Raw genomic sequence first — 20,193 nt, 5'->3', positions numbered from 1 at the left:
TTCAGTTCTCCTTGCGCCGCGATTGCAGTTGCGCCACCAGCGCCTCCAGCTCGGCCAGCTCGTCGTCGCTGACCTCGGCGCGCTCGGACAGCCACGCCACGAAGGGCGACACCGAGCCGCTGAGCGTCTTCTCCACGAAGCTGCCGACGGCGCTGCGCATCGCCTCGCCCGGGCCGGTCGCGGTGCTGTAGCGGTATACGCCGCGGAGCTGGCGGCGCTTGAGGTAGCCCTTGACGCGCAGGCGCTCCATCATGGTCAGCACGGTCGAGCGGGCCAGCCCGCGCTCCTCGCCGTAGCCGGCGGCGACCTCGCCCACCGAGGCGGGCTCGTGTTCGGCCAGGTACTGCAACAGGGCCAGTTCCTGGTCGCCGATGGTGGGCTTGCGCATGACGGTTTCCTTGACTACATGTGTAGCCACGGTACGCCTTGACTACGCGTGTAGTCAATAGCCCGTCAGGCCATGCCGTGAAGCCGCGCGGGGACGGCGATATGCTTGGCCGCCCCGGACCTGGTTGACCCAGGCCTGGCCGACCCAGGGGAGAGTTCGTGATGCGGCGATTGCGCGGATACCTGGCGGCGGCCTGCCTGGCGCTGCTGGCGGGGACGGGATCGGCGGATACGCCCGACATGAGCGCCGGGATGCAGTACATGCCGCCCGTCGCCGCCCAGTTCTACACGTTCTGGCGGCAGGCCTATGGACGCCCCTTCGCGGAACAGGAGCGGCTTTGGGACCGGCTGGTCGAGGCGCCCCGCCGCGACCTCTACGCCTCGGTGGTGTGGGAGCGCCACGACGAGGCGGCACGGCGGCGGCAGTTGCAACGGCGCTTCGCCGCCTACGTCGAACTGGCGCCGCGGATCCTGCTCGGTACGCAGAACCTGATCGCCAGCGTGGCGGCGCAGAATGAGCGTTTCCGCCGGCTGTTCCCCGGCGCCGATGCCGAGCCGCCGGTGGAGGTCGTGCTGGCGCCCGGCTTCGACGCGAAGAGCGGCGTGCGCGGCGATGGCAGGCCGGTGCTGGCGCTGGCGGTGGACTCGCTGCTGCTGGAGCGCGCTGACCTCGACGTGGTGTTGCCGCACGAACTGTTTCATCTCTACCACGCCGAACACGCCGGCATCCGCAACGATGGCGCGATGCCCGGCGCCGACCTCACCCTGCCGCTGTTCGAGGAAGGCCTCGCCACCTATGTCAGCTCGCAGCTCGCGCCCGGCCGCAGCGACGGCCAATGGCTGCTGCAGGACGAACTGGGCACGATCGCGCCGCAGCGGCAGGCGGACATCGCTCGGCGCTTCCTGGCCGATGCCTCGGCGCGCGCCGTCGATCCGGCTCATCCGGAGGCCTTCCGGCGCTGGTTCAATGCCGGCGCCAGGCCCTACCAGGACGGCCTGCCCAACCGCACCGGCTACTGGCTGGGCCTGCAACTGGTGCGCCGGTTGCGGCAGGAGCACGACCTGGCCGAGATCGCCGCCTGGCCGCCGGCACAGGCGATGCGGCGCACCCGCGAGGCGCTGCGGGCGATGGCCGCGGCCTCGCCCGGCGGCGGCTGAAGGCGCGGCCTGCGTGGCGGCGGAAAACTAGCCGCCGGCGTCGTGCAGCGTTTGCTCCAGCGCCGTCCACGGCGTCGGGCTCATGTGCATGCCGATCATGCGCAGGCCGTCGGTGTCGAGGCCGGCGCGCCGCACCGCCTGCTTCAGTTCGAACAGGGACTCGGGATACAGCAGGGCGCCGTTCGGGCCGAGCGGCTGCACCATCTCGCCGGTGTGCAGCAGGTGGGCCGAGGGCAGCGAGGTCATCAGCATCGGCTGCTCGCCCTCGTCGATCGGCCACAGCACGAGGGCGTTGCGGCCAGTGCCGATGGCGGTGCGCGCGGAGACCGCGCGGATCGTGGCCGGCCGCGGCGCGCGGGCGAGCCGGTCCGGCGCCAGCGTATGCGGCGCCGCCAGCAGGGCACGCAGGATCGGCACGTTGCGGTCGCGCGCGTAGATCGGGATGCCGCGCGCGGCGTACTCGCGGATGCCGGCGACGTGCCAGTAGAAGCCGGTGGAGGCGACCACCGCCTTCACCGGCACGCCGGGGAAGCGGCGCGCCGCCTCGTCCAGCACGCGGGCGGCGTAGCCGGCGGAGATCGGCGCGTCGATCACCACCACGCCGTCGTCCTGGCGCACCAGGGTGCTGTACCAGGAGCCGGGGATCTGCACCACGCCGGGAGCGATCTCGGCGATCGGCTTCTTCGGGTCCGGCGCCATCGAGACGGGCTGGCCGAGGGCGAGCTCGTCCACGCCGGTGCGCGAGGGCGCGTCGTTCGTCTGCATGGCGAACAGCGAGGGGGCCAGCGGCGCGTCGAAGCGGACGTCGGCGCGCACGGTGGTGCGCAGGTGTACGCCGTTGCGGAAGCTGTCCCACTGGGTCGGGTAGCGCCGGCCGCCGGCGAGGTCCCAGATCATGTATTCGGTGCGGTCGACCAGGTCGCCCCAGGCGTTCCATGCCACGTCCGAACTGGTGGCGCGGTTCATGGAGACCACCGCCTCGGTGGCGCTGGGCAGGCCGGTGGCGGCGTCGATGAACAGCCGCACCGGGGTGGCGCCGTGGTGGAAGGTCAGCACGTGCTGCAAGGCTTCGTGCACCGTCACGTCGGGGGCGCGGGCGAGGTCGGGCGCCTGTTCCGCCAGCAGCGTCGCGCGGATCGGGTCGTCGGTCTCCCAGCCGGGCGGCGCCGGCAGGGCGGCCGAGCGGACGGGCTTGCCGCCGCTCAGGTATTCGGTCCGCTGCAGGTCTCGCGACAGGAGGGTGCGCACGCTGCGCGGGGCGGCCGGCGCCGCCGCGTCCACCGGCGCATCGACCAGCAGCCGGCGGTTTCCCTTCAGGTCGTCCACGATGGTTTCGCGCGCCGCGCCCTGGAACGGGTAGGGCGCGCCGAGATGGTCGTTCTCGACGATGTCGTAGGACACCGTCACCGCGGACGACTGGATCGACGCCAGCTTGTGCAGGTCGTGCCCGTGGCCCATCGCGGCGAGTGCGCGGGCAACGAGCGCGCGGGCGCCCGTGTCGTCCGCGTGGCTGCGCGGCGGGAGCGCGGCGCCGGCGAGCGCCAGGGCCAGCGGGATGGCGTATGCGGTCTTCATGGGACTCCTTGCGGGCATGCCGGCGGAAGCGGCGCGGGTGCGGTGGCCGGGAGCGATGCAGGCCCGGGCGCCGATCATGGCGCCCGCCGCCCCGGCGCCGGCAGCGGCTTTGTGACGAGCGGGCACGCGCCGAGGGCAGGCGGCAGGGAGGCGGGACGCGCGGGCGCGCCGCCATGAGCGGCGCGGGTAGGGACGGCGCAGGTGCGGACTGCGCGGAGGGAGCGGCCGGCCGGGTTCGCGCGGTGGCCGCGCGCGGGCGCTTCAGCGCAGGTAGCGGCCGAGGTGGTCGCTGCGGTTCCGGCACACGTCGAAGCCGCGCTGGAGCAGGGTGCGGCCGTCGGCGAAGGTCGAGCGGAAGTCGCGCAGGCAGTCGCCGTCGTCGCGCACGGCGATGGTGGTGGACACGCCGCCGCCCTGCAGCGGCGCCTTGCCCAGCGGGACGTCGCGGAAATCCCCGCTGCCGGCGGGCGCGACGGCGAAGGCGACGACGCTGCTCGGCGCGGTGTTGACCAGCTCGACGTAGTGGACGTTGCCGGTGCACGCGGCGCAGGCGAGGCCGGCGAGCAGGGCGGCGAGAGATCGCTTGGGCATGGCGGGGGTTCCGGTGGCGCCGGCCGCGCGGGGCGGCCGGCCGTGGCGCGATCGTGGGGGCGCCGGCGCGCGCGGCGCCAGCGGTGCGGGACGAATCGTCGTGGCGGCGGGACGAGTCGTAGCCGCGCGGCGGCGGCCTTTCCGGAAGCGGCCGCGGCTGCGTAGGATGCGTTGGCGGCACGGACCGGCGGCGAGGGCATGGACAACCACATCGACCTGCAGCATCCCCCACGGTGGCTGGCCGCCTACGTCGCGGTGTGGCTGATCGTGGTCGTGCTGTTCGCGGTGCTGGGCTACCTGTCCGACCGCCTCGACGGCGAGCAGGTGTGGCAGGCCAGGGACTACCTGCGCTGGTCGACGGTGCAGTGGACCACGCTGGCGCTGCTCGGACCGGTCGCGTTCCGGGCCGCCGCCTACAGCCCGATCGAGCCGCCGCACCGGGTGCGCCGCTTCGCCTTCCACCTGCTTGCCAGCGTGGGCTTCGCGCTGTCCGCCGTGGTGGTCGGCGCGCTGGTCGCGGTGATGGTGGAGCCGGGCGCCTGGTTCGGCGACCAGCTCGCGCAGTTCATCACCAAGCACGGCGAGGCGGGCTTCCTCGCCTACTGGCTGCTGCTGATGGTGCGGCAGGCCGAGCACTTCCAGCGCGAGAAGAGCCGCCGCGAGCTGCAGGCCAGCCAGCTGCAGACGCAACTGGCGCAGTCGCGCCTGCAGGTGCTCAAGATGCAGTTGCATCCGCACTTCCTGTTCAACACCCTGCACGCCGCGGCCACCCTGGTGCGCGAGGAAGCCGATGCGGCCGAGGAGATGCTGCTGCGCCTGGCCGAGCTGCTGCGCGCCTACCTCGACGACGACCGCCAGGAGATCTCGCTGCGGCGCGAGCTGGAGCTGGTCGAGCTGTACCTCGGCATCCAGCGCATGCGCTTCAAGGACCGCCTCACGGTGCGGGTGGGCGCCGCCGTCGAGGCGCTGGACTGCGCCGTGCCCAGCCTGATCCTGCAGCCGCTGGTGGAGAACGCCATCCAGCACGGCATCGGCCGCCACGCGGGCCCGGACCGCGTGGAGATCGACTGCTACCGGGACGGCGACAGCCTCTGCCTGGAGGTGCGCAACCGCAACAGCGTGGTCGACGCGGCGATGCCGTTCGCGCGCGGCATCGGCCTGTCCAACACGCGGCTGCGGCTGGACGAGCTGTACGGCGGCGCGGCGCGGATCGGCCTCGACGCGCGCTGGCCGCGCGGCGCGGTCTGCCGCGTGCGCCTGCCGCTGCGAACCATCGAGGAGGCCGCGCCGGCCGCTGCCGGGAGGGCCGCATGAGCATCCGCACCCTGGTGATCGACGACGAGCCGATCGCCCGCTACAGCATCGTGCGGCGGCTGCGCGAGGACGCGGACATCGCGCTGGCCGGCGAGTGCGGCGACGGCGCGAGCGCGCTGGCGATGATCCGCGCGCTGGCGCCGGACCTGATCTTCCTCGACATCCAGATGCCGGAGATGACCGGCATCGACGTGATGGCGGCGCTAGGCGCGGAGCAGGCGCCGGCGACGGTGTTCGTCACCGCCTACGAGCGCTACGCGGTGCGCGCGTTCGAGGCCAACGCGGTGGACTACCTGGTCAAGCCGTTCAGCGGCGAGCGCTTCGCCGCGACCCTGGCGCGGGCCAAGCGCCGGCTCGCCTGCGCCGGCGCGGCGGCGGAGAAGGCGGCCTCGCTGCAGGTGCTGCGCGCGCTGGAGGACCTGCGCCGCGAGCAGGGCTACCTCGAACGCATCGCGGTGCCGGTGGACGAGCACGTCGTGCTGGTCGGCGTGGGCGAGATCGACTGGATCGAGGCCAGCCGCAACACCGTGCGCCTGCACGTGGGCCGGCAGACGTACGCGCTGCGCGAGACCATGGCCAACCTGGCGGCGCGGCTCAACCCGAAGCAGTTCGTCCGGGTGCACCGCTCGGCCATCGTCAACCTGGGCCGGATCAAGGCCATCCACCCGTGGTTCAACGGCCATCACGTGCTGGTGCTGTCCACCGGCCAGGAACTGCGCATGAGCCGCTACCAGCACGAGAGCTTCCTCAGGCTGATGGGGTGCCAGGGCGCGTGAGGCGGCGTTGCGGCATGCCGAATCGCGATCGACGACCTCTCGTGCCGTCATTCCCGCGAACCCCGGAAAGGGAGCAAGAGCGGGAATCCAGTGACGTCGAGAGACGCTGGATTCCCGCTCGACCGGCGCTTCGGCTGTTGAAAGGCGCCTCGCGGGAATGGCGCGCGGGAAAAGCGGGCACGAGCCGGCAGGCCGGCGGCATCCTTCCTCACCGAACGCGCATCGGCATCAGAACGCCATGTCGAACGCCACCTCGCCCTGCACGCCGACCTGGTAGGCCGAGACGCGGCGCTCGAAGAAGTTGGTCACTTCCTGCACGTCCTGCAGATCCATGAAGTCGAACGGGTTCCTCGCGCCGTACTTCTTCGGCAGGTCGAGCTGGGCCAGGCGCTGGTCGGCGCAGTACTCCAGGTACTGGCGCATCTCCTTCGCCGACAGGCCGGCCACGCCGCCGGACAGCACGTCCTCGGCGAAGCGGGTCTCGCAGGCGATCGCGTCCTCCAGCATCTCCTCCACCTGCGCGCGCATGTCCTCGTCGAACAGGTCGGGCTCCTCGGCGCGCACCGTGCGCACCACCTCGAAGGCGAACGCCATGTGGCAGCTCTCGTCGCGGAACACCCAGTTGGTGCCCGAGGCCAGCCCGTGCAGCAGGCCGCGCGAGCGGAAGTAGTACACGTAGGCGAACGCGGCGAAGAAGAACAGCCCCTCGATGCAGGCGGCGAAGCAGATCAGGTTGAGCAGGAACTGCCGGCGCTGCGCGCGCGTCTCCAGGCGCGAGAGTTCCTGGATCGAGTCGATCCACTTGAAGCAGAACTCGCCCTTGGCGCGGATCGAGGGGATGTTCTCGATCGCCGCGAACGCCTTGGCGCGCTCGGCCGGGTCGGGGATGTAGGTGTCCATCAGGGTGAGGTAGAACTGCACGTGCAGCGCCTCCTCGTAGAGCTGGCGCGACAGGTACATGCGCGCCTCCGGCGCGTTCACGTGCTGGTACAGGTTCAGTACCAGGTTGTTCGACACGATGGTGTCGCCGGTGGCGAAGAACGCGATCAGGCGGTGGATCAGGTGGCGGTCGGCGGCCGACATCTTGGCGTTGAGGTCGGTGGTGTCGAGCGAGAAATCCACCTCCTCCACGGTCCAGGTGTTCTTGATCGCGTTCTTGTACATCTCGTAGAACCCGGGATAGCGCATGGGGCGCAGGGTGAGTTCGAAGCCGGGGTCGAGGATGTGCTGGGAGCGTTCGGGTTGGGCGGACATGGAAGGTTCCTTCATGGGGCGCAGCCGGTCAGGCGCGCGGTTGTGTTTTGCCGTCATCCCAGCGAAAGCTGGGATCCAGTGACTTTCGCCTACGCGGTGGCGTGGCGAGGGCCTAAGGCGCTGGATTCCAGCTTTCGCTGGAATGACGACTTGGAAGTGTTCGGAAGAATCCGGGATGCGTGAACGTCAGCCCTGCGTCTACCTGCTTGCGAGTCGCCGCAACGGCACGCTGTATGCCGGCGTGACCTCCAATCTTCCAGCGCGCATCTGGCAGCATCGCAACGAAGCGGTCGAAGGCTTCACGAAGCATCACCACGTGCACTCCCTCGTCTGGTTCGAAATGCACGACACGATGGAATCGACCATCGTGCGCGAGAAGGCGATCAAGGCATGGAAGCGGGCGTGGAAGATCGAGTTCATCGAAAAGTCCAATCCGTACTGGCGTGACCTGTACACGGAAATCTGCGGCTAAGTCCCGAAATCGACACTTGCCCTTGCCCTCGCCCTGAAATCCGACACCTGTCCCGAATCCAGCATCCGTCCTCACCGTCATTCCAGCGAACCCCAAAAGGGGGCAAGAGCTGGAATCCAGAGCCTTTGCGCATCACGAGAGCCAAAGGCACTGGATTCCAGCTCTTGCCCCCTTTTGGGGTTCGCTGGGACGACGGTGGGGGATTACTGGCAAGCCTCGCAGTACTCGGGGTTTTCCAGCGAGCAGAACACCGCGGCGCTGGCTTTCTCCTGATCGATGGCCGGGGCAGGCGCCAATGCGCCCGCCCTGTTGCTCACCGTCGTCTTGGCGATCTTCGTCGCCGGCCGCGAGCGCAGGTAGTAGGTGGTCTTGATGCCGGACTTCCACGCGTACATGTACATCGAGCTGAGCTGGCCGATGTTCGGGTTTTCCATGAACAGGTTGAGCGACTGGCTCTGGTCGATGTAGGCGCCGCGCGCGGCGGCGAGGTCGATCAGGGCCTTCTGCGGCAGCTCCCACACGGTGCGGTAGATCTGGCGCAGCCGCTCCGGGATCGCGGCGATGCCCTGGATCGAGCCCTCGGCCAGCTTGATCGCGTCGCGGACCGCGTCGGTCCACAGGCCCAGTGCCTTCAGCTCCTCGACCAGGTGGCGGTTGACGACGAGGAAGTCGCCCGACAGCGTCTCGCGCTTGAACAGGTTGCTCACCTGCGGCTCGATGCATTCGTAGCAGCCGGCGATCGAGGCGATGGTGGCGGTGGGCGCGATGGCGATCAGCAGCGAGTTGCGCAGCCCGTTCGCCTTGACCGCCTCGCGCAGCGCCTCCCAGCGCGCCGGGTCGTGCGGCTGCGCGTTGGGCCAGTAGTCGAACTGCAGCTCGCCGTTCGCGGCGCGGCTCTCGGCGAAGCCGGGATGCGCGCCGTGCTGCGCGGCCAGCTCGTTCGACTGCGACAGCGCATGGAAGTAGATCTCCTCGGCGATGCGGGTGGACAGCGCCAGCGCCTCGGCCGAGTCGAACGGCAGGCGCAGCTTGAAGAACACGTCCTGCAGGCCCATCACGCCCAGCCCCACCGGGCGCCACTTGCGGTTGGCGGCGGCGGCGGTATCGATGGGGTAGAAGTTGAGGTCGATCACGCGGTCGAGCTGGCGCACCGCGGTGCGCACGGTGGCGGCGAGCTTGTCGAAGTCGAAGGCGACGCTGCCGTCGGCGTTCGGCACCACGTGCCGCGACAGGTTGATCGAGCCCAGGTTGCACACCGCCGTCTCGCCGGCGTTGGTGACTTCCAGGATCTCGGTGCACAGGTTCGACAGGTGGATGACGTTTTCCGGCCGGGCGGTCTGGTTGCTGGTGGCGTTGCTGCGGTCCTTGAAGGTCATCCAGCCGTTGCCGGTCTGCGCCAGCGTGCGCAGCATGCGCGCGTATAGCTCGCGCGCCTTCACCGTCTTCACCGCGAGGCCGTCGGCCTCGGCCTTGCGGTAGGCGGCCTCGAACGCCTCGCCCCAGCCGTCCACGAAGTGCGGCACCGTCTTGGGATCGAACAGCGACCACTCGCGGTCGGTCTCGACCCGGCGCATGAACTCGTCGGGAATCCAGTTGGCGAGGTTGAGGTTGTGCGTGCGGCGGGCCTCGTCGCCGGTGTTGTCGCGCAGCTCCAGGAACTCCTCGATGTCGGCGTGCCAAGGCTCCAGGTACACGCAGGCCGCGCCCTTGCGCTTGCCGCCCTGGTTCACCGCGGCGACCGAGGCGTCCAGCGTCTTCAGCCACGGCACCAGGCCGTTGGAGTGGCCGTTGGTGCCCTTGATCAGCGAGCCGCGCGAACGCACGCGCGAATAGGCCAGGCCGATGCCACCGGCGAACTTGCTGAGCTTCGCCACGTCGGCGTACTTGTCGTAGATCGATTCCAGCGAGTCGGTCGGCGAGTCGAGCAGGAAGCACGACGACAACTGCTCGTGCGCGGTGCCGGCGTTGAACAGGGTGGGCGAGCTGGCGATGTATTCCAGCGCGGACAGCAGGCGGTACAGCTCCAGCGTCTCGCCGATCTCGCCGCCGCCCAGCGCGCAGGCGATGCGCATGAAGAAGTACTGCGGCGTCTCGATCACGCGGCGCTGCTGCGGATGGCGCAGCAGGTAGCGGTCGTACACCGTGCGCAGGCCGAAGTACTCGAAGCGGCGGGTGGCGAGCGGATCGATCGCATCGTTGAGCTTGCGCGCGTTGGCGGCGACGAAGTCGCGCAGGCGGTCGTTGAGGATGCCCAGCTCGGCGCCGCGCGCGATGGATTGCGAGAAGCTCTGGATCTCCTGCCCGCTCACTTCCTTGTCGATGTAGGCGCCGAGCAGGCGCGCGGCGAGCTGGCCGTACTCGGGCTCCTCGGCGGTGAGCGCGGCGGCGGTGCGGATCGAGAGCTGGTCCAGCTCGGCGGTGGTGGCGCCGTCGTAGAGCCCGCCGATGGTCTTCAGCGCCACGCGCAGCGGATCGACCGCGTGCAGGCCGTCGGCGCTGCGGGTCACCGCGCGCACGATCTTGTTGACGTCCACGGTTTCCTGGCCGCCGTTGCGCTTGGTCACGCGCATCTGGCCGGGGCTGTGCGGCGGGGTGAGCGCGAACGGTTCGCCGGGCGCGCCGGAAGCGGGCGTTCGTGGTTCCTGCGGGGCGTGCATGGCCGCTTCGGCGGTGCCGGCCGCGGCCACGTCGGCAGCGGCGGGAAGGGTGTCGCCGCGGTCCGCATCGGCGGGAGCCGCGTGGCCGGAGATCGCGTTTTCGAACGTGGCGGACGGTTCGTCGCGGGCGGCGGTGCGCTCGCGCGTGGCGGTGTCGAGGGGTTGCATGTCGGACGCTCCGGGCCTGGGTATCAACCGCCTGCTCCCGCGCGCAGGGCTGAAGTGGCGGTTGCCGCGGACGCTCGCGCCACGGGGCGGACGGCCCCGTCGCTCGACGCGCCTCCCCGCGGAAGCCGTCACCACTCGGCACGGCGCTTGGCCGTGCCGTGTCGGCAGGTCTTCGGACTTGCGGACAGGGGTCTTGCGACCCGCCTACTTGCCTTCGCTTCCCAGCCACGGCGGGCCAGTGCATGTGATGGCGTTCGTTTCCGCTTACCGCTGCGGGGCAGTTCCGGATTCGCACCGGATTCCCTATTAAGCCAGTCCGACCGTAGGTCTGGGAAAGGCACCGACGGACACAACATATCGGGCCGGCTGGTGGCGGTCAACCCAAGGTATTGTGGACAACCCGGTGGATAAGCCGCGCGGCGCGAGCGCCGGCGCGGGCTGACGGCCGATGCGGATCGGCTGCTGCCAGGCCGCATGCGCGAGGCCCGGCGGCGGCAGGCGTCGTCGCGCCATCAAGGAATCCGCCGCCGGCGCTCACCCGGTTGCCACGAGGACGCGCCTATGGTCGGAACTCCCCCGTCGCCCTCGGAGCCGTGCCATGGCCCAGCCGAAATCCCCCCGCAAGTCCGCCTCGAAATCCACGCGCGCGACGGTGATGCGCCAGCGCGAGATCCAGCGGCGGACCGACGCGAAGGATGCCGACGAGCCGGCGGCCAAGCCGGCCGGCCGCAAGGCCGCGGCGCCCGGCCCGCGCCGCAAGCCGGTGCCGCCGCTGCCGGCGCAGCACCTGCCCAAGCCGGGGCGGGAGGCGGATCTCGATCCGCGGCCGCAGTTCGAGGCGCCCACCTACCGCGGCAGCGGCAAGCTCGAAGGCATGGTGGCGCTTATCACCGGCGGCGATTCCGGCATCGGCCGCGCGGTGGCCGTGCTGTATGCGCGCGAGGGCGCGGACGTGGCGATCGTCTACCTGGACGAGGACGACGACGCGCGCGCGACCCAGCGCTACGTGGAAAAGGAAGGCCGGCGCTGCCTGCTGATCCGCGGCGACGTGAAGGACCCCGCGTTCTGCCAGGCGGCGGTGACCCAGGTGATCTCGACGTTCGGCAAGCTGCACGTGCTGGTCAACAACGCGGCGTTCCAGGAGCATGCCGGCCGCCTGGAGGACATCAGCGACGCGCACTTCGACCTGACCCTGCGCACCAACGTCTACGGCTACTTCAACATGGCCCGGGCCGCACTGCCGCACCTGGGCAGCGGCTGCTCGATCATCAACACCGGCTCGGAGACCGGCCTGTTCGGCAACGCGCATCTGCTCGACTACGCCGCGACCAAGGGCGCGATCCACGCCTTCACCATGTCGCTGGCGAGCAACGTGGTCTCGCGCGGCATCCGCGTGAACGCGGTGGCGCCGGGGCCGGTGTGGACGCCGCTGAACCCGGCCGACCAGCCGGCGGAGCGGGTCGCCGAGTTCGGCAAGTCCAACCCGATGGGCCGCCCGGCGCAGCCGGAGGAACTGTCGCCGGCCTACGTGTTCCTGGCCGCGCCGAGCTGCTCCAGCTACATCAGCGGCGCGATCCTGCCGGTGATGGGCGGCTCCACGGGCTGATGCGGAGCGGCTTGTTGCTGGAGCCGTTCGGCCGTCGATGCCTTGGCGGGAATCCGCACGGCGCGGTGCCGGCGTCTGGCCCGGCCTGTCGGTGCCGAGCCACGCGTGTTGCGCGAGATGGCCGCGTCCGGCCGCGTGGCGCCGATGCCGGCGGGTGGCACGCTGTGCGCATGGCCGGCGCGATGCCGGCGACGTGCGCAGGCTGATGGTCGGCTCGACGGAGGCGAGGCGCAGGACGTGTGCTCGCGCGGCATCCCTTGCCGCGCTCAGTCAGTTGCGAGGCGCAGTGCCTCCAGCGCGGCGTAGGCGGCGTCCGTCCACTGCGCGACCTGCCGCCGGGTGCCGTCGTCGGCGGCCTGCCGCTTGCGCGAGCGGTCCGGCTGGAAGAGGTCGCCGGGGCGCTTGGCGTGGTGGGTCATGCCGGTGCGGGCGCGTGCCGCCTGCCCGTCGTCCAGCCCCAGCAGGGGCGCCAGCCGGCCGCCGATGGCGTCGGGCAGTTCGTCGTAGTTGACGGCGAGCGTGCCGTATCGCGCGCAGGCATCCAGCCCCGCTTCCAGCAGACGGCCCAGCGTGCGCGCCACGAACTCGGGCCGCTCCATGGCGAGGGCCTGCTCGTCCGGCAGCGCCAGCGGCGAGGGGCCGAGCAGGCAGGGCACCATGTGCCGGCCGGGCGACTGCAACTGCGACACGGCGATCTCCAGCGGATCGCGGTAGAGGAACAGGCAGGGCGTGCCGGGGAAGCAGCGCCGCAGCAGCGGCAGCTCAAACAGGTTCCAGGCGTCCAGCTTGACCACCAGGGCGCGCTCCGTGCCGCGCCGGCGCTGGCCCAGGGCGGACAGCAGCGCGCGCGTCCAGGCCGGCTGCGCCGGCAGGACGGACGGGTCGCGGTAGGGCGCGCGCAGCACGGCGTCGAGCGGCGTCGGCTCGGACAGCACGGTGTGGCTGTCCAGCCCGGCCAGCGTCTGCGTCAGCAGGGTCGAGCCGCAGCGCGAGGCGTGGAACACGAAGGCGGTCGGCGCCATGCCCGGGCTGCGCGCCTGCCAGTCGAGCAGGGCGTCGATGCCGCTGCGCCGGCGGAACGCCTGGTTGAACGGTTCGCGCAGGGCCGCCGCGACGCTGTCGACGAAGAACGGCTCGCGCAGCGGCCGGGCGCCGAAGCGGCACCAGTCCACGGTCCATGCGCCGTCCACCGGCCAGATCCGGATCGGCAGCCAGCCGCGGTAGTCGGGGGCGCCGGAGCCCGGGTCGGCCGTCGTCAGGCCAGCCATTGTTCCCTCCAGTCGCGCAGCCCCTGCGCCATGGCAGCGCGTACGTCCTCGCGCCCGAAGCGGTGGCCGCCGTCCGTCGCCAGCGCCAGCACGGCATCGACGAAGGCATCGGCGTCGGCCTGCGCGGCGAGCGCCTCCTGCAGGGCGGGATCGGCATGCACGCGCTCGCGCAGGGCGGCGAACGCCTCGCCGCCGCGGCTGGGCCGGCACGGCGGGGTATCGGCCAGGCCGGCCGCGATCTGCGCCAGCAGCCACGGCGAGCGGCGGCAGTCGATCACCAGGTGGATGCGCGCGATGCCGCCGTGGTTCTCTACCCGGTGCGGCCGCGACAGGTCGAGGAACCAGCATTCGCCGGTCCGCATCGGCACGCGCCGGTTGTCGAGCAGGAAGTCGACCCGGTCGTCGGTGACGATCGGGACGTGCACGCGCAGGTCGCCGTCGGGCCTGCCCAGGTCGTAGTCGCAGTGCTCGCGGATGCGTCCGCCCGGCCCCAGCCGCAGCAGGCGCACGCCGCGCAGCCCGGTGTCCAGGCGGCGCAACTGGGCGCTCCAGAAGGCGTCGCAATGCGCGGTGTCGCGCGTGGCGCCCTGGCCGGGGGCGAGCGGCAGCGGCGCGTCGTCGAACGCGCGCAGCGCGACGCCGCTCCAGTCGCCCTCGTAATAGCCGGTGTTGAAATGGGATTGCCAGGCATCGCCGGGCAGGGCATCGACGGCCCGGCGCATGGCCTCGGCGTCGAAGCGCAGCGGCAGCCGCGCACAGGGTGGCAGGTTCGGCGGCATGCGGAATCCCGGCTGGACGATCCGCGCATTATGTCGGCTTGCCGCGGCGTGCGCGCCGGTCGGCATCGGCTTCTCGGCGGGAGGCCGGGGCGCGGCGAAGAACGCGATAGGCGCCGTGCAGCGGCATGGCCGGCGGCCGGCCTAGGGCGCTTTCCGGTAGCGCAGGTACCGCACCAGCGCGCCGATGCCGGACGCCGGGGCATAGGGCAGCGCGGCCAGCATGACGGGCCACGCGACGACGGTGCGGGACAGGGCTTCCCGGCCGCCGTCGCAGTGCGTAATGGGGATTGCACGCGACCGCCTGCGCGACCGCTGCCGCGCCGGCGAAGAAGGCTGCCAGCGGCACGCCGACGACGCGGACCTTTCCGGAAGCGGGGCGCGCATGCGGCTACCTTGCCGCCGGCGGGAGAACGTCAGTCCGCGCGGTGCGGCAGCGCCAGGTAGGCTTCGCTCTGCATCTCGATCAGGCGCGATTCGGTGCGGCCGAACTCGGCGCGCAGGCGCTCGCCGTCGTACAGCTCGGTGACCGGCGCGGCGGCCGACAGCACCAGCTTGACGTGGCGGTCGTAGAACTCGTCCACCAGCTGCACGAAGCGCCTGGCGGCGTCCTCGCTGTAGACCGAGAACTGCGGCACGTTGGAGACGATGACCGTCGGGCCGGCCTTGGCCAGCGCGATGTAGTCGGCCACCGCGCGCGGACCTTCGCACAGCGCGTCGAACTCGAACCACAGCACGCCGTCGGCGCGCCTGCGCACCGGGATCGGCCGGCCGTTGACCTCGATCGCGCCGCCGTCCTGCGCCTCGCCCTGCGCCTGGCTGGCGAAGATCCGCGCCAGCGCGCGCTCGGCCTCGGCGCCGGGCGGCGTGTGGTAGACCGGCGCCTGGGTCAGCGCGCGCAGGCGCCAGTCGCGCGGCGACACCATCTCGACCACGTGGCAGTGTTGCTCGATCAGCGCGATCGCCGGCAGGAAGCGCGCGCGCTGCAGGCCGTCGCGGTACAGGTTCGCCGGCGCGGTGTTGGAGGTGGTGACCAGGCCCACGCCGTGCTCGAACAGCGCGTCGAGCAGGTTGGCCAGGATCATCGCGTCGCCGATGTCGTTGACCAGGAACTCGTCCAGGCACAGCACGCGGCAGCGCGCGGCGATGCCGGCGGCGACCTCGACCAGCGGGTCCTGCCGGTTGCCCAGCTCGCGCAGCGATCCGTGCACCTCGCCCATGAAGCGGTGGTAGTGCCGGCGCAGCGCCACGCCGTGCGGCAGGCTGGCCGCGAACAGGTCCATCAGGAAGGTCTTGCCGCGACCCACGCTTCCCCACAGGTACAGGCCCGGGACGGCCTCGCGCGGCTCGTTGCCGAGCAGCGACTTCAGCCGCCCGAACAGGCCGTTGCGGGGCGGCTCGGCGCACAGCGCCGCATGCATGCGGTCGAACTCGGGCAGCACTGCGAGCTGGGCCGGGTCGGCCTCCCAGCGGTGCGCGGCAATGCCTTCCTGGTAACGCGCGCTGGGCGCGATCGGGGTGGTTTCGCTCATCGGGGTCAAAGGCCCTTCAGGGCATCCGGTCGATCGGGATGCTCTTGTCGTTGTTGTCGTGCCAGGCCTGGATCGTCTTGGGGATGCGATCCTTCCACGCCGGCACGTTGGTGTAGTAGCGCATGCGCAGCGCATTGCCGGCGTCGAACACCAGCAGGCCGATCCACAGCTCGGCGTCCTTGCGCATCACGATGGCCGCGTTGGTGTTGGCGATGCCGCGCACGAAATAGCTGCCGACCGCGGCGCCGAGGCCGTCGAGGTCGTCCACCTCGCCCTGCATGTTCACGTCGTCGACCAGGGTGTCGTAGTCCTTGCCGAGCAGGGCGCGCGCCGCTTCGTTCTGCGCGGGGGTATCGAGCACGCCGAGCGAGAGCAGGTCGGCGGCGGGCCGGCCGGCCTGTTCGGCGGCCGGGCGGTAGTCGCCGGCATAGTCCACGCCCATGCCGGCGCCGCAGCCGCCGCTGTCGCCGTGCTGGTCCACCCGCAGGCCGTCGCCGTGGCGGCGGACGTCCAGCCGGCAGCCGCTGCCGTTGCGGTAGCTGGCGACGCCGTCGCGCAGCGCCAGGTCGCCTTCGAGCACGCCGGTGTTGGCGCCGTTCCACGCGCTCAGCACGAAGTGCAGGGCGGGCAGCTCGCCGCTCAGCACCAGTTGGCTGCCCACGCTGCGGTTCGCGCTCTCGCGCTGCCATTCCTGCTGCCAGCGGAAGCCGCCCGCATCGGCGGTGGCCTGCAGCGCCTGCAGCCGCTCGCGGTACGCGCTGCGCAGGCATTCCTTGTTGTCGCCGCAGGCGTCGCGCAGGGCCAGCCAGGCGCGCTGCCGCCGGGTCGCGGCGGCGGGGTCGGCGGCCACCGCGCGGGCCTTCTGCCAGGCGCCGGACAGCTCCGCGTCCAGCTTCGACAGGGTCGCGTCGGCGCAGATCGTCTTCTCGGCCGCGCCGGCCGCCTTGCGGCAGTCGAAGCCGGCGGCGTGCGCCAGCAGGGGCAGGGCCAGCAGCAGGAGGGCGGGCAGGCGGCGCATGGTCAGTTCCGTGGTGGCGGCAGCCAGTCGAGCACGGCGTGCTTCACGGCGCCGCGCAGGTCCATCAGGCGGCGATGGAAGAAATGCCCGGTCTCGGGCATGCGCACCAGTTCCGGCGGCGTCTCGAGGCCGTCGATCCAGTCGAACACCGCCTGCGGCTCGACCACTTCGTCTTCCTCGCCCATCACCACCAGCCACGGGCAGCCCGGCGGCGCGATCGATTCGAACGACCAGCGCCCGGCCGGCGGCGCGATGCTGATCAGCGCCTCGGCCTGCAGGGCGGCGGCGTTGCGGATCGTGACGTAGCTGCCGAAGGAGAAGCCGGCCAGCCACAGCGCGTCGTCCGGGCGCGTGCGGCGCACCCAGGCGACCACCGCGGCGAGGTCCTCGCCCTCTCCCTCGCCGTTGTCGTAGCTGCCCTCGGAGGCGCCGGTGCCGCGGAAATTGAAGCGCACGGTGTCCAGCCCGGACTCGCGCAGCGCGCGTTCCAGCATGGTCACCACCTTGTTGTGCATGGTGCCGCCCTGGGCCGGGTTCGGGTGGCAGATCACCGCCACGCCGCGGCGCGCGTCGGCCGGCTCGGCGACGTCGCTGATGGTCTCCAGCTTGCCGGCGGGGCCGGCGAGCGCGAAGCTGGCGGCCTGGTCGGGAAAGCCGGCAGGGTCGTCGGGGAATGCGGAAGGGGTCATGCAGACGATGATAACCGCCGGATCCGTTCAGCGTCCGTCACGGCTGGCCGGCGGCCGGCGATGAACCACCTTGCGCACGCCTGGCTGGCCGGCGGCGACGACGGCCTGCGGCTGGGCGGGATGATGGGCGACTTCGTGCGCGGGCGGCCCGATTCGGCCCTGCCGGCCGGCGTGGCCGCGGGCATCCGCCTGCATCGCGCGGTGGACACCCATACCGACGCGCACCCGCAGGTGCTGGCGGCCAAGGCGCTGCTGCCAGCGCCGTACCGGCGCTACGCCGGCATCCTGCTGGACATGTGGTTCGACCATTGCCTGGCGCGCGACTTCGCGCGCTGGAGCGGCCAGCCGCTGGAGGCCTTCTCGCAGGCCCTGCTCGCGCTGCTGCGCCGCCACGACGCGCTGCTGCCGCCGGCGCTGCGGCGTTTCCGCGGCTACATGGAAGCGCGCGGCCTGCCGGCCGGCTATGCCGATCCGGCGGTGCTCGGCGAGGCGCTGGAAGGCATCGGGCAACGCCTCAGCCGGGCCAATCCGCTCGCCACCGCCTTGCCGGTGCTGCAGGAACTGGAGCGGCCGCTGCAGGTGCATTTCGAGGCGTTCCTGCCGGAGCTGCGGACGTTCGCGCAGGACTGGATCGGGCGGCATGCGCGCGATGGCGGGGGCGCGGCTGCCTGAGGCGCCTGCCGGGTCGGGCGCGGTTCGCGGCTCTCCCTGCGGCGAGGCTTTCCGACAGGGAGGGACAAACGAAAACGCCGCCCTCGCGGGCGGCGTTTCGGTATTCGCCGGATGGAAGCGGGGGCCTTACTTGGCCTGGTCCACGATCCAGTGCACGGTGTTCTTCACCTGCTCGTCGGTCAGCGACGGCATGCCGCCCTTGGGCGGCATCACGTTGCCGTCCGGGCCCTTGTAGCCCTCGATCGCGTGCTTGACCAGGGTGTCCAGGCCCTCGGCGATGCGTGGCGCCCAGGCGGCCTTGTCGCCCAGCTTCGGCGCGCCGGCGACGCCGGCGGTATGGCAGCTATGGCACAGGCCTTCGTAGATGGTCTTGCCGTCGGTGCTGCCGCCGAACGCGACCTGCGAGGCGGCGGCCTTGGCGGCGGCTTCCTGCGCGGCCTGCATCGCGGCGCGACCGGTGTTGCCGGCGTACACGGCACCCGCCGGCGCGATGCGCGCGGCCGTCTGCTTGGGCACGTTCGGGTTGGTTTCCTTCGGCTCGCGGCTGTAGATCACGTTGGCCATGACGAGCAGGAGCACCGTCAGGATGCCGAGGCCAAGGAGCAGGATCCCGAACTGACGCACGAAGCTCTGGTCGGATTTGGTCATGGAACCGCTCACGCAAGTACTCCAAAGTGCAGTGGAAAAACCCGGATCGATCCCGCGCGCGGGCCCCGGAAGCAGGCAGCAAAGCGTCGATTATAGACGAAGCCGGCGGCAAGTTTCAGACTGTGCCGGCGCCCCCGGCGCGAGCCGGCGGATCCCCCGGCGATGCAGGGCGGCACGGGCCGTTCCATGCCATCGGTCATGGCCGACCCCTGTCAACCGGCATTGTCCAACGCCGTTCCAGTGCCCCTATCCTTTCATCCCATGGACAACTCGTGCGCGCATGCTGCGCCGGTTGGCGGATGACCTGCTGTCTTATCGGGAGTTTTTTCAATGTCGCGTTTTTGGAAGATCGCGCTGATCGTGATTGCCGTGATCGTGGTGGGCGGCGTGGGTTTCCGCCTGCTGCACAAGCCCGGCGCGCCGGCCGCCCAGGCCGGCGGCCAGGGGCAGGGCAAGGACGCCGAGGGCAAGGACAACCCGCCGGTGCCGGTCACGGTGGAGCCGGTGGCGCGCCAGGACGTGCCGGTCTACCTCACCGCGCTGGGTACGGTGCAGGCATTGAATACGGTGACGGTGAACCCGCAGGTGGGCGGCAAGCTGCTCACCCTGAACTTCACCGAAGGCGCGCCGGTGAAGAAGGGCGACGTGCTGGCGCAGATCGACCCGCGCACGTTCCAGGCCGCCTACGACCAGGCCGTGGCCAAGAAGCGCCAGGACGAGGCCCTGCTCGCCACCGCGCGCAGCAACTACTCGCGCAGCACCGATCCGAAGTACGCGCAGTACGTGTCCAAGGTGGACCAGGACACCCAGCGCAACACGGTGGCCCAGTACGAGGCTGCGGTGGCGTCCGACACCGCCGCGATCAACGACGCGCAGGTGCAGCTCGGCTACACCAAGGTGGTCTCGCCGATCGACGGCCTCGCCGGCATCCGCGCGGTGGACCCGGGCAACGTGGTCACCACCTCCAGCAACATCGTCACGCTGACCCAGTTGCACCCGATCAACGTGATGTTCACCCTGCCCGAGCAGGACCTGGACATGGTGCGCGGCGCCAGCCAGAACGGCAACGCGCTCGCGGTGACCGCGCTCGACCGCGTCGACGCGCACCCGATCGCCGAGGGTGGCGTGCTCAAGGTGATCGACAACCAGATCGACGCCACCACCGGCACGTTCCGCCTGAAGTCCGAGTTCAGCAACGACAAGAACGACCTGTGGCCGGGCCAGTTCGTCAACGTGCGGCTGCTGGTGCGCACGGTGGGCGGCGGCCTGGTGATCCCGACCCAGGCGGTGCAGCGCGGCCCGGACGGCGACTACGTCTACCAGGTGCAGGCCGACAACACGGTGAAGATGCAGCCGGTGAAGGTGGCCGGCGAGGTGGGCGACAGCCACGTGATGATCGGCAGCGGCCTCAAGCAGGGCGACAGCGTGGTCACCGAGGGCCAGTTCCGCCTGAAGCCGGGCAGCAAGGTCAAGGCGCTCAAGCCGGGCGAGGTGCCTGCCGTGCCCACCGCCGCGGAGATGGAAGAGGCGAAGAAGAAAGGCCAGCACGGCGGACGCCGCGGCGGCCGCGGCGGCTGATCCCCGCCGGGCGGGACGCCGGCCCGGCGCGGGATGGCGCCGGCGGCGGCCCGC

General features: G+C 71.3%; 18 protein-coding genes and 1 riboswitch. Of the genes, 7 read left to right on the top strand and 11 right to left on the bottom strand.

Annotation, left to right across the window (positions count from 1 at the left end; all coding sequences use genetic code 11):
* Nucleotide 1 precedes the first annotated feature (1 nt).
* Nucleotides 2-388: a BlaI/MecI/CopY family transcriptional regulator gene (locus ASG87_RS01715; protein ID WP_055999824.1), complete on the bottom strand. Its 387-nt coding sequence runs from the start codon at nt 386-388 to the stop codon at nt 2-4.
* Between the two features lie 161 nt (nt 389-549).
* Here ASG87_RS01715 and ASG87_RS01710 point away from each other — a divergent pair, with 161 nt between their 5' ends.
* Nucleotides 550-1,545, top strand: coding sequence for a hypothetical protein (locus tag ASG87_RS01710; protein ID WP_157510826.1), 996 nt, complete (start codon nt 550-552; stop codon nt 1,543-1,545).
* A gap of 27 nt (nt 1,546-1,572) precedes the next feature.
* On the opposite strand, the gene ASG87_RS01705 is transcribed toward ASG87_RS01710, so the two are convergent.
* Nucleotides 1,573-3,120 carry a hypothetical protein gene (locus ASG87_RS01705; protein ID WP_055999818.1) on the bottom strand — a complete coding sequence of 516 codons (1,548 nt, stop codon included), beginning with the start codon at nt 3,118-3,120 and terminating at the stop codon, nt 1,573-1,575.
* Between the two features lie 261 nt (nt 3,121-3,381).
* Complete coding sequence (locus ASG87_RS01700; protein ID WP_055999815.1) at nt 3,382-3,711, bottom strand: hypothetical protein; 330 nt, start codon at nt 3,709-3,711, stop codon at nt 3,382-3,384.
* A gap of 198 nt (nt 3,712-3,909) precedes the next feature.
* On the opposite strand from ASG87_RS01700, the gene ASG87_RS01695 reads away from it, so the two are divergent.
* On the top strand, nt 3,910-5,025 hold the full coding sequence (locus ASG87_RS01695) for a histidine kinase (protein WP_055999812.1): 1,116 nt from the start codon (nt 3,910-3,912) through the stop codon (nt 5,023-5,025).
* Nucleotides 5,022-5,801 (top strand): LytTR family DNA-binding domain-containing protein, encoded by a 780-nt coding sequence (locus ASG87_RS01690; protein ID WP_055999809.1) that lies wholly within the window; start codon nt 5,022-5,024, stop codon nt 5,799-5,801. The genes ASG87_RS01695 and ASG87_RS01690 overlap by 4 nt, the downstream gene beginning before the upstream one ends.
* A gap of 228 nt (nt 5,802-6,029) precedes the next feature.
* Here ASG87_RS01690 and ASG87_RS01685 read toward each other — a convergent pair whose 3' ends face one another.
* A complete protein-coding gene (locus tag ASG87_RS01685) occupies nt 6,030-7,055 on the bottom strand; it encodes a ribonucleotide-diphosphate reductase subunit beta (protein WP_055999806.1) in 1,026 nt (341 codons plus the stop codon).
* 175 nt (nt 7,056-7,230) lie between these two features.
* Here ASG87_RS01685 and ASG87_RS01680 point away from each other — a divergent pair, with 175 nt between their 5' ends.
* On the top strand, nt 7,231-7,527 hold the full coding sequence (locus ASG87_RS01680; protein WP_055999803.1) for a GIY-YIG nuclease family protein: 297 nt from the start codon (nt 7,231-7,233) through the stop codon (nt 7,525-7,527).
* 203 nt (nt 7,528-7,730) lie between these two features.
* Here the strand turns inward: ASG87_RS01680 and ASG87_RS01675 are convergent, their stop codons facing one another.
* Nucleotides 7,731-10,184 carry a ribonucleoside-diphosphate reductase subunit alpha gene (locus tag ASG87_RS01675; protein ID WP_056000266.1) on the bottom strand — a complete coding sequence of 818 codons (2,454 nt, stop codon included), beginning with the start codon at nt 10,182-10,184 and terminating at the stop codon, nt 7,731-7,733.
* A gap of 313 nt (nt 10,185-10,497) precedes the next feature.
* Nucleotides 10,498-10,712: riboswitch (cobalamin riboswitch) on the bottom strand.
* A 238-nt stretch (nt 10,713-10,950) separates the two neighbouring features.
* On the opposite strand from ASG87_RS01675, the gene ASG87_RS01670 reads away from it, so the two are divergent.
* A complete protein-coding gene (locus ASG87_RS01670; protein ID WP_055999800.1) occupies nt 10,951-11,958 on the top strand; it encodes an SDR family oxidoreductase in 1,008 nt (335 codons plus the stop codon).
* A gap of 266 nt (nt 11,959-12,224) precedes the next feature.
* Here the strand turns inward: ASG87_RS01670 and ASG87_RS01665 are convergent, their stop codons facing one another.
* From ASG87_RS01665 to ASG87_RS01645, 5 genes are all read right to left on the bottom strand, one after another.
* On the bottom strand, nt 12,225-13,226 hold the full coding sequence (locus ASG87_RS01665; RefSeq protein ID WP_055999797.1) for an aspartyl beta-hydroxylase: 1,002 nt from the start codon (nt 13,224-13,226) through the stop codon (nt 12,225-12,227).
* Nucleotides 13,214-14,005, bottom strand: coding sequence for an aspartyl/asparaginyl beta-hydroxylase domain-containing protein (locus tag ASG87_RS01660; protein WP_055999794.1), 792 nt, complete (start codon nt 14,003-14,005; stop codon nt 13,214-13,216). Before ASG87_RS01660 ends, ASG87_RS01665 begins: the two co-directional genes overlap by 13 nt.
* Nucleotides 14,006-14,418: 413 nt before the next feature.
* Nucleotides 14,419-15,534, bottom strand: coding sequence for a cell division protein ZapE (zapE, locus tag ASG87_RS01655; protein ID WP_055999792.1), 1,116 nt, complete (start codon nt 15,532-15,534; stop codon nt 14,419-14,421).
* A 16-nt stretch (nt 15,535-15,550) separates the two neighbouring features.
* Complete coding sequence (locus tag ASG87_RS01650; RefSeq protein ID WP_055999789.1) at nt 15,551-16,552, bottom strand: hypothetical protein; 1,002 nt, start codon at nt 16,550-16,552, stop codon at nt 15,551-15,553.
* 2 nt (nt 16,553-16,554) lie between these two features.
* Nucleotides 16,555-17,241 carry an alpha/beta fold hydrolase gene (locus tag ASG87_RS01645; protein ID WP_055999786.1) on the bottom strand — a complete coding sequence of 229 codons (687 nt, stop codon included), beginning with the start codon at nt 17,239-17,241 and terminating at the stop codon, nt 16,555-16,557.
* 60 nt (nt 17,242-17,301) lie between these two features.
* Between ASG87_RS01645 and ASG87_RS01640 the strand changes: the two genes are divergently transcribed.
* Complete coding sequence (locus ASG87_RS01640) at nt 17,302-17,913, top strand: ACP phosphodiesterase (protein WP_055999782.1); 612 nt, start codon at nt 17,302-17,304, stop codon at nt 17,911-17,913.
* 126 nt (nt 17,914-18,039) lie between these two features.
* Here the strand turns inward: ASG87_RS01640 and ASG87_RS01635 are convergent, their stop codons facing one another.
* The gene (locus ASG87_RS01635) at nt 18,040-18,561 is read right to left on the bottom strand and encodes a c-type cytochrome (protein WP_055999779.1); all 522 of its coding nucleotides are present in this window, start codon (nt 18,559-18,561) and stop codon (nt 18,040-18,042) included.
* A 330-nt stretch (nt 18,562-18,891) separates the two neighbouring features.
* Here ASG87_RS01635 and ASG87_RS01630 point away from each other — a divergent pair, with 330 nt between their 5' ends.
* Nucleotides 18,892-20,139, top strand: a complete 1,248-nt coding sequence (locus ASG87_RS01630; RefSeq protein WP_055999776.1) for an efflux RND transporter periplasmic adaptor subunit — start codon at nt 18,892-18,894, stop codon at nt 20,137-20,139.
* Nucleotides 20,140-20,193: the final 54 nt, after the last annotated feature.

Source organism: Frateuria sp. Soil773 (assembly GCF_001428405.1).
In the GTDB taxonomy this organism is placed as follows: Bacteria; Pseudomonadota; Gammaproteobacteria; order Xanthomonadales; family Rhodanobacteraceae; genus LMSL01.
This window is presented reverse-complemented; position numbering and strand designations above follow the sequence as displayed.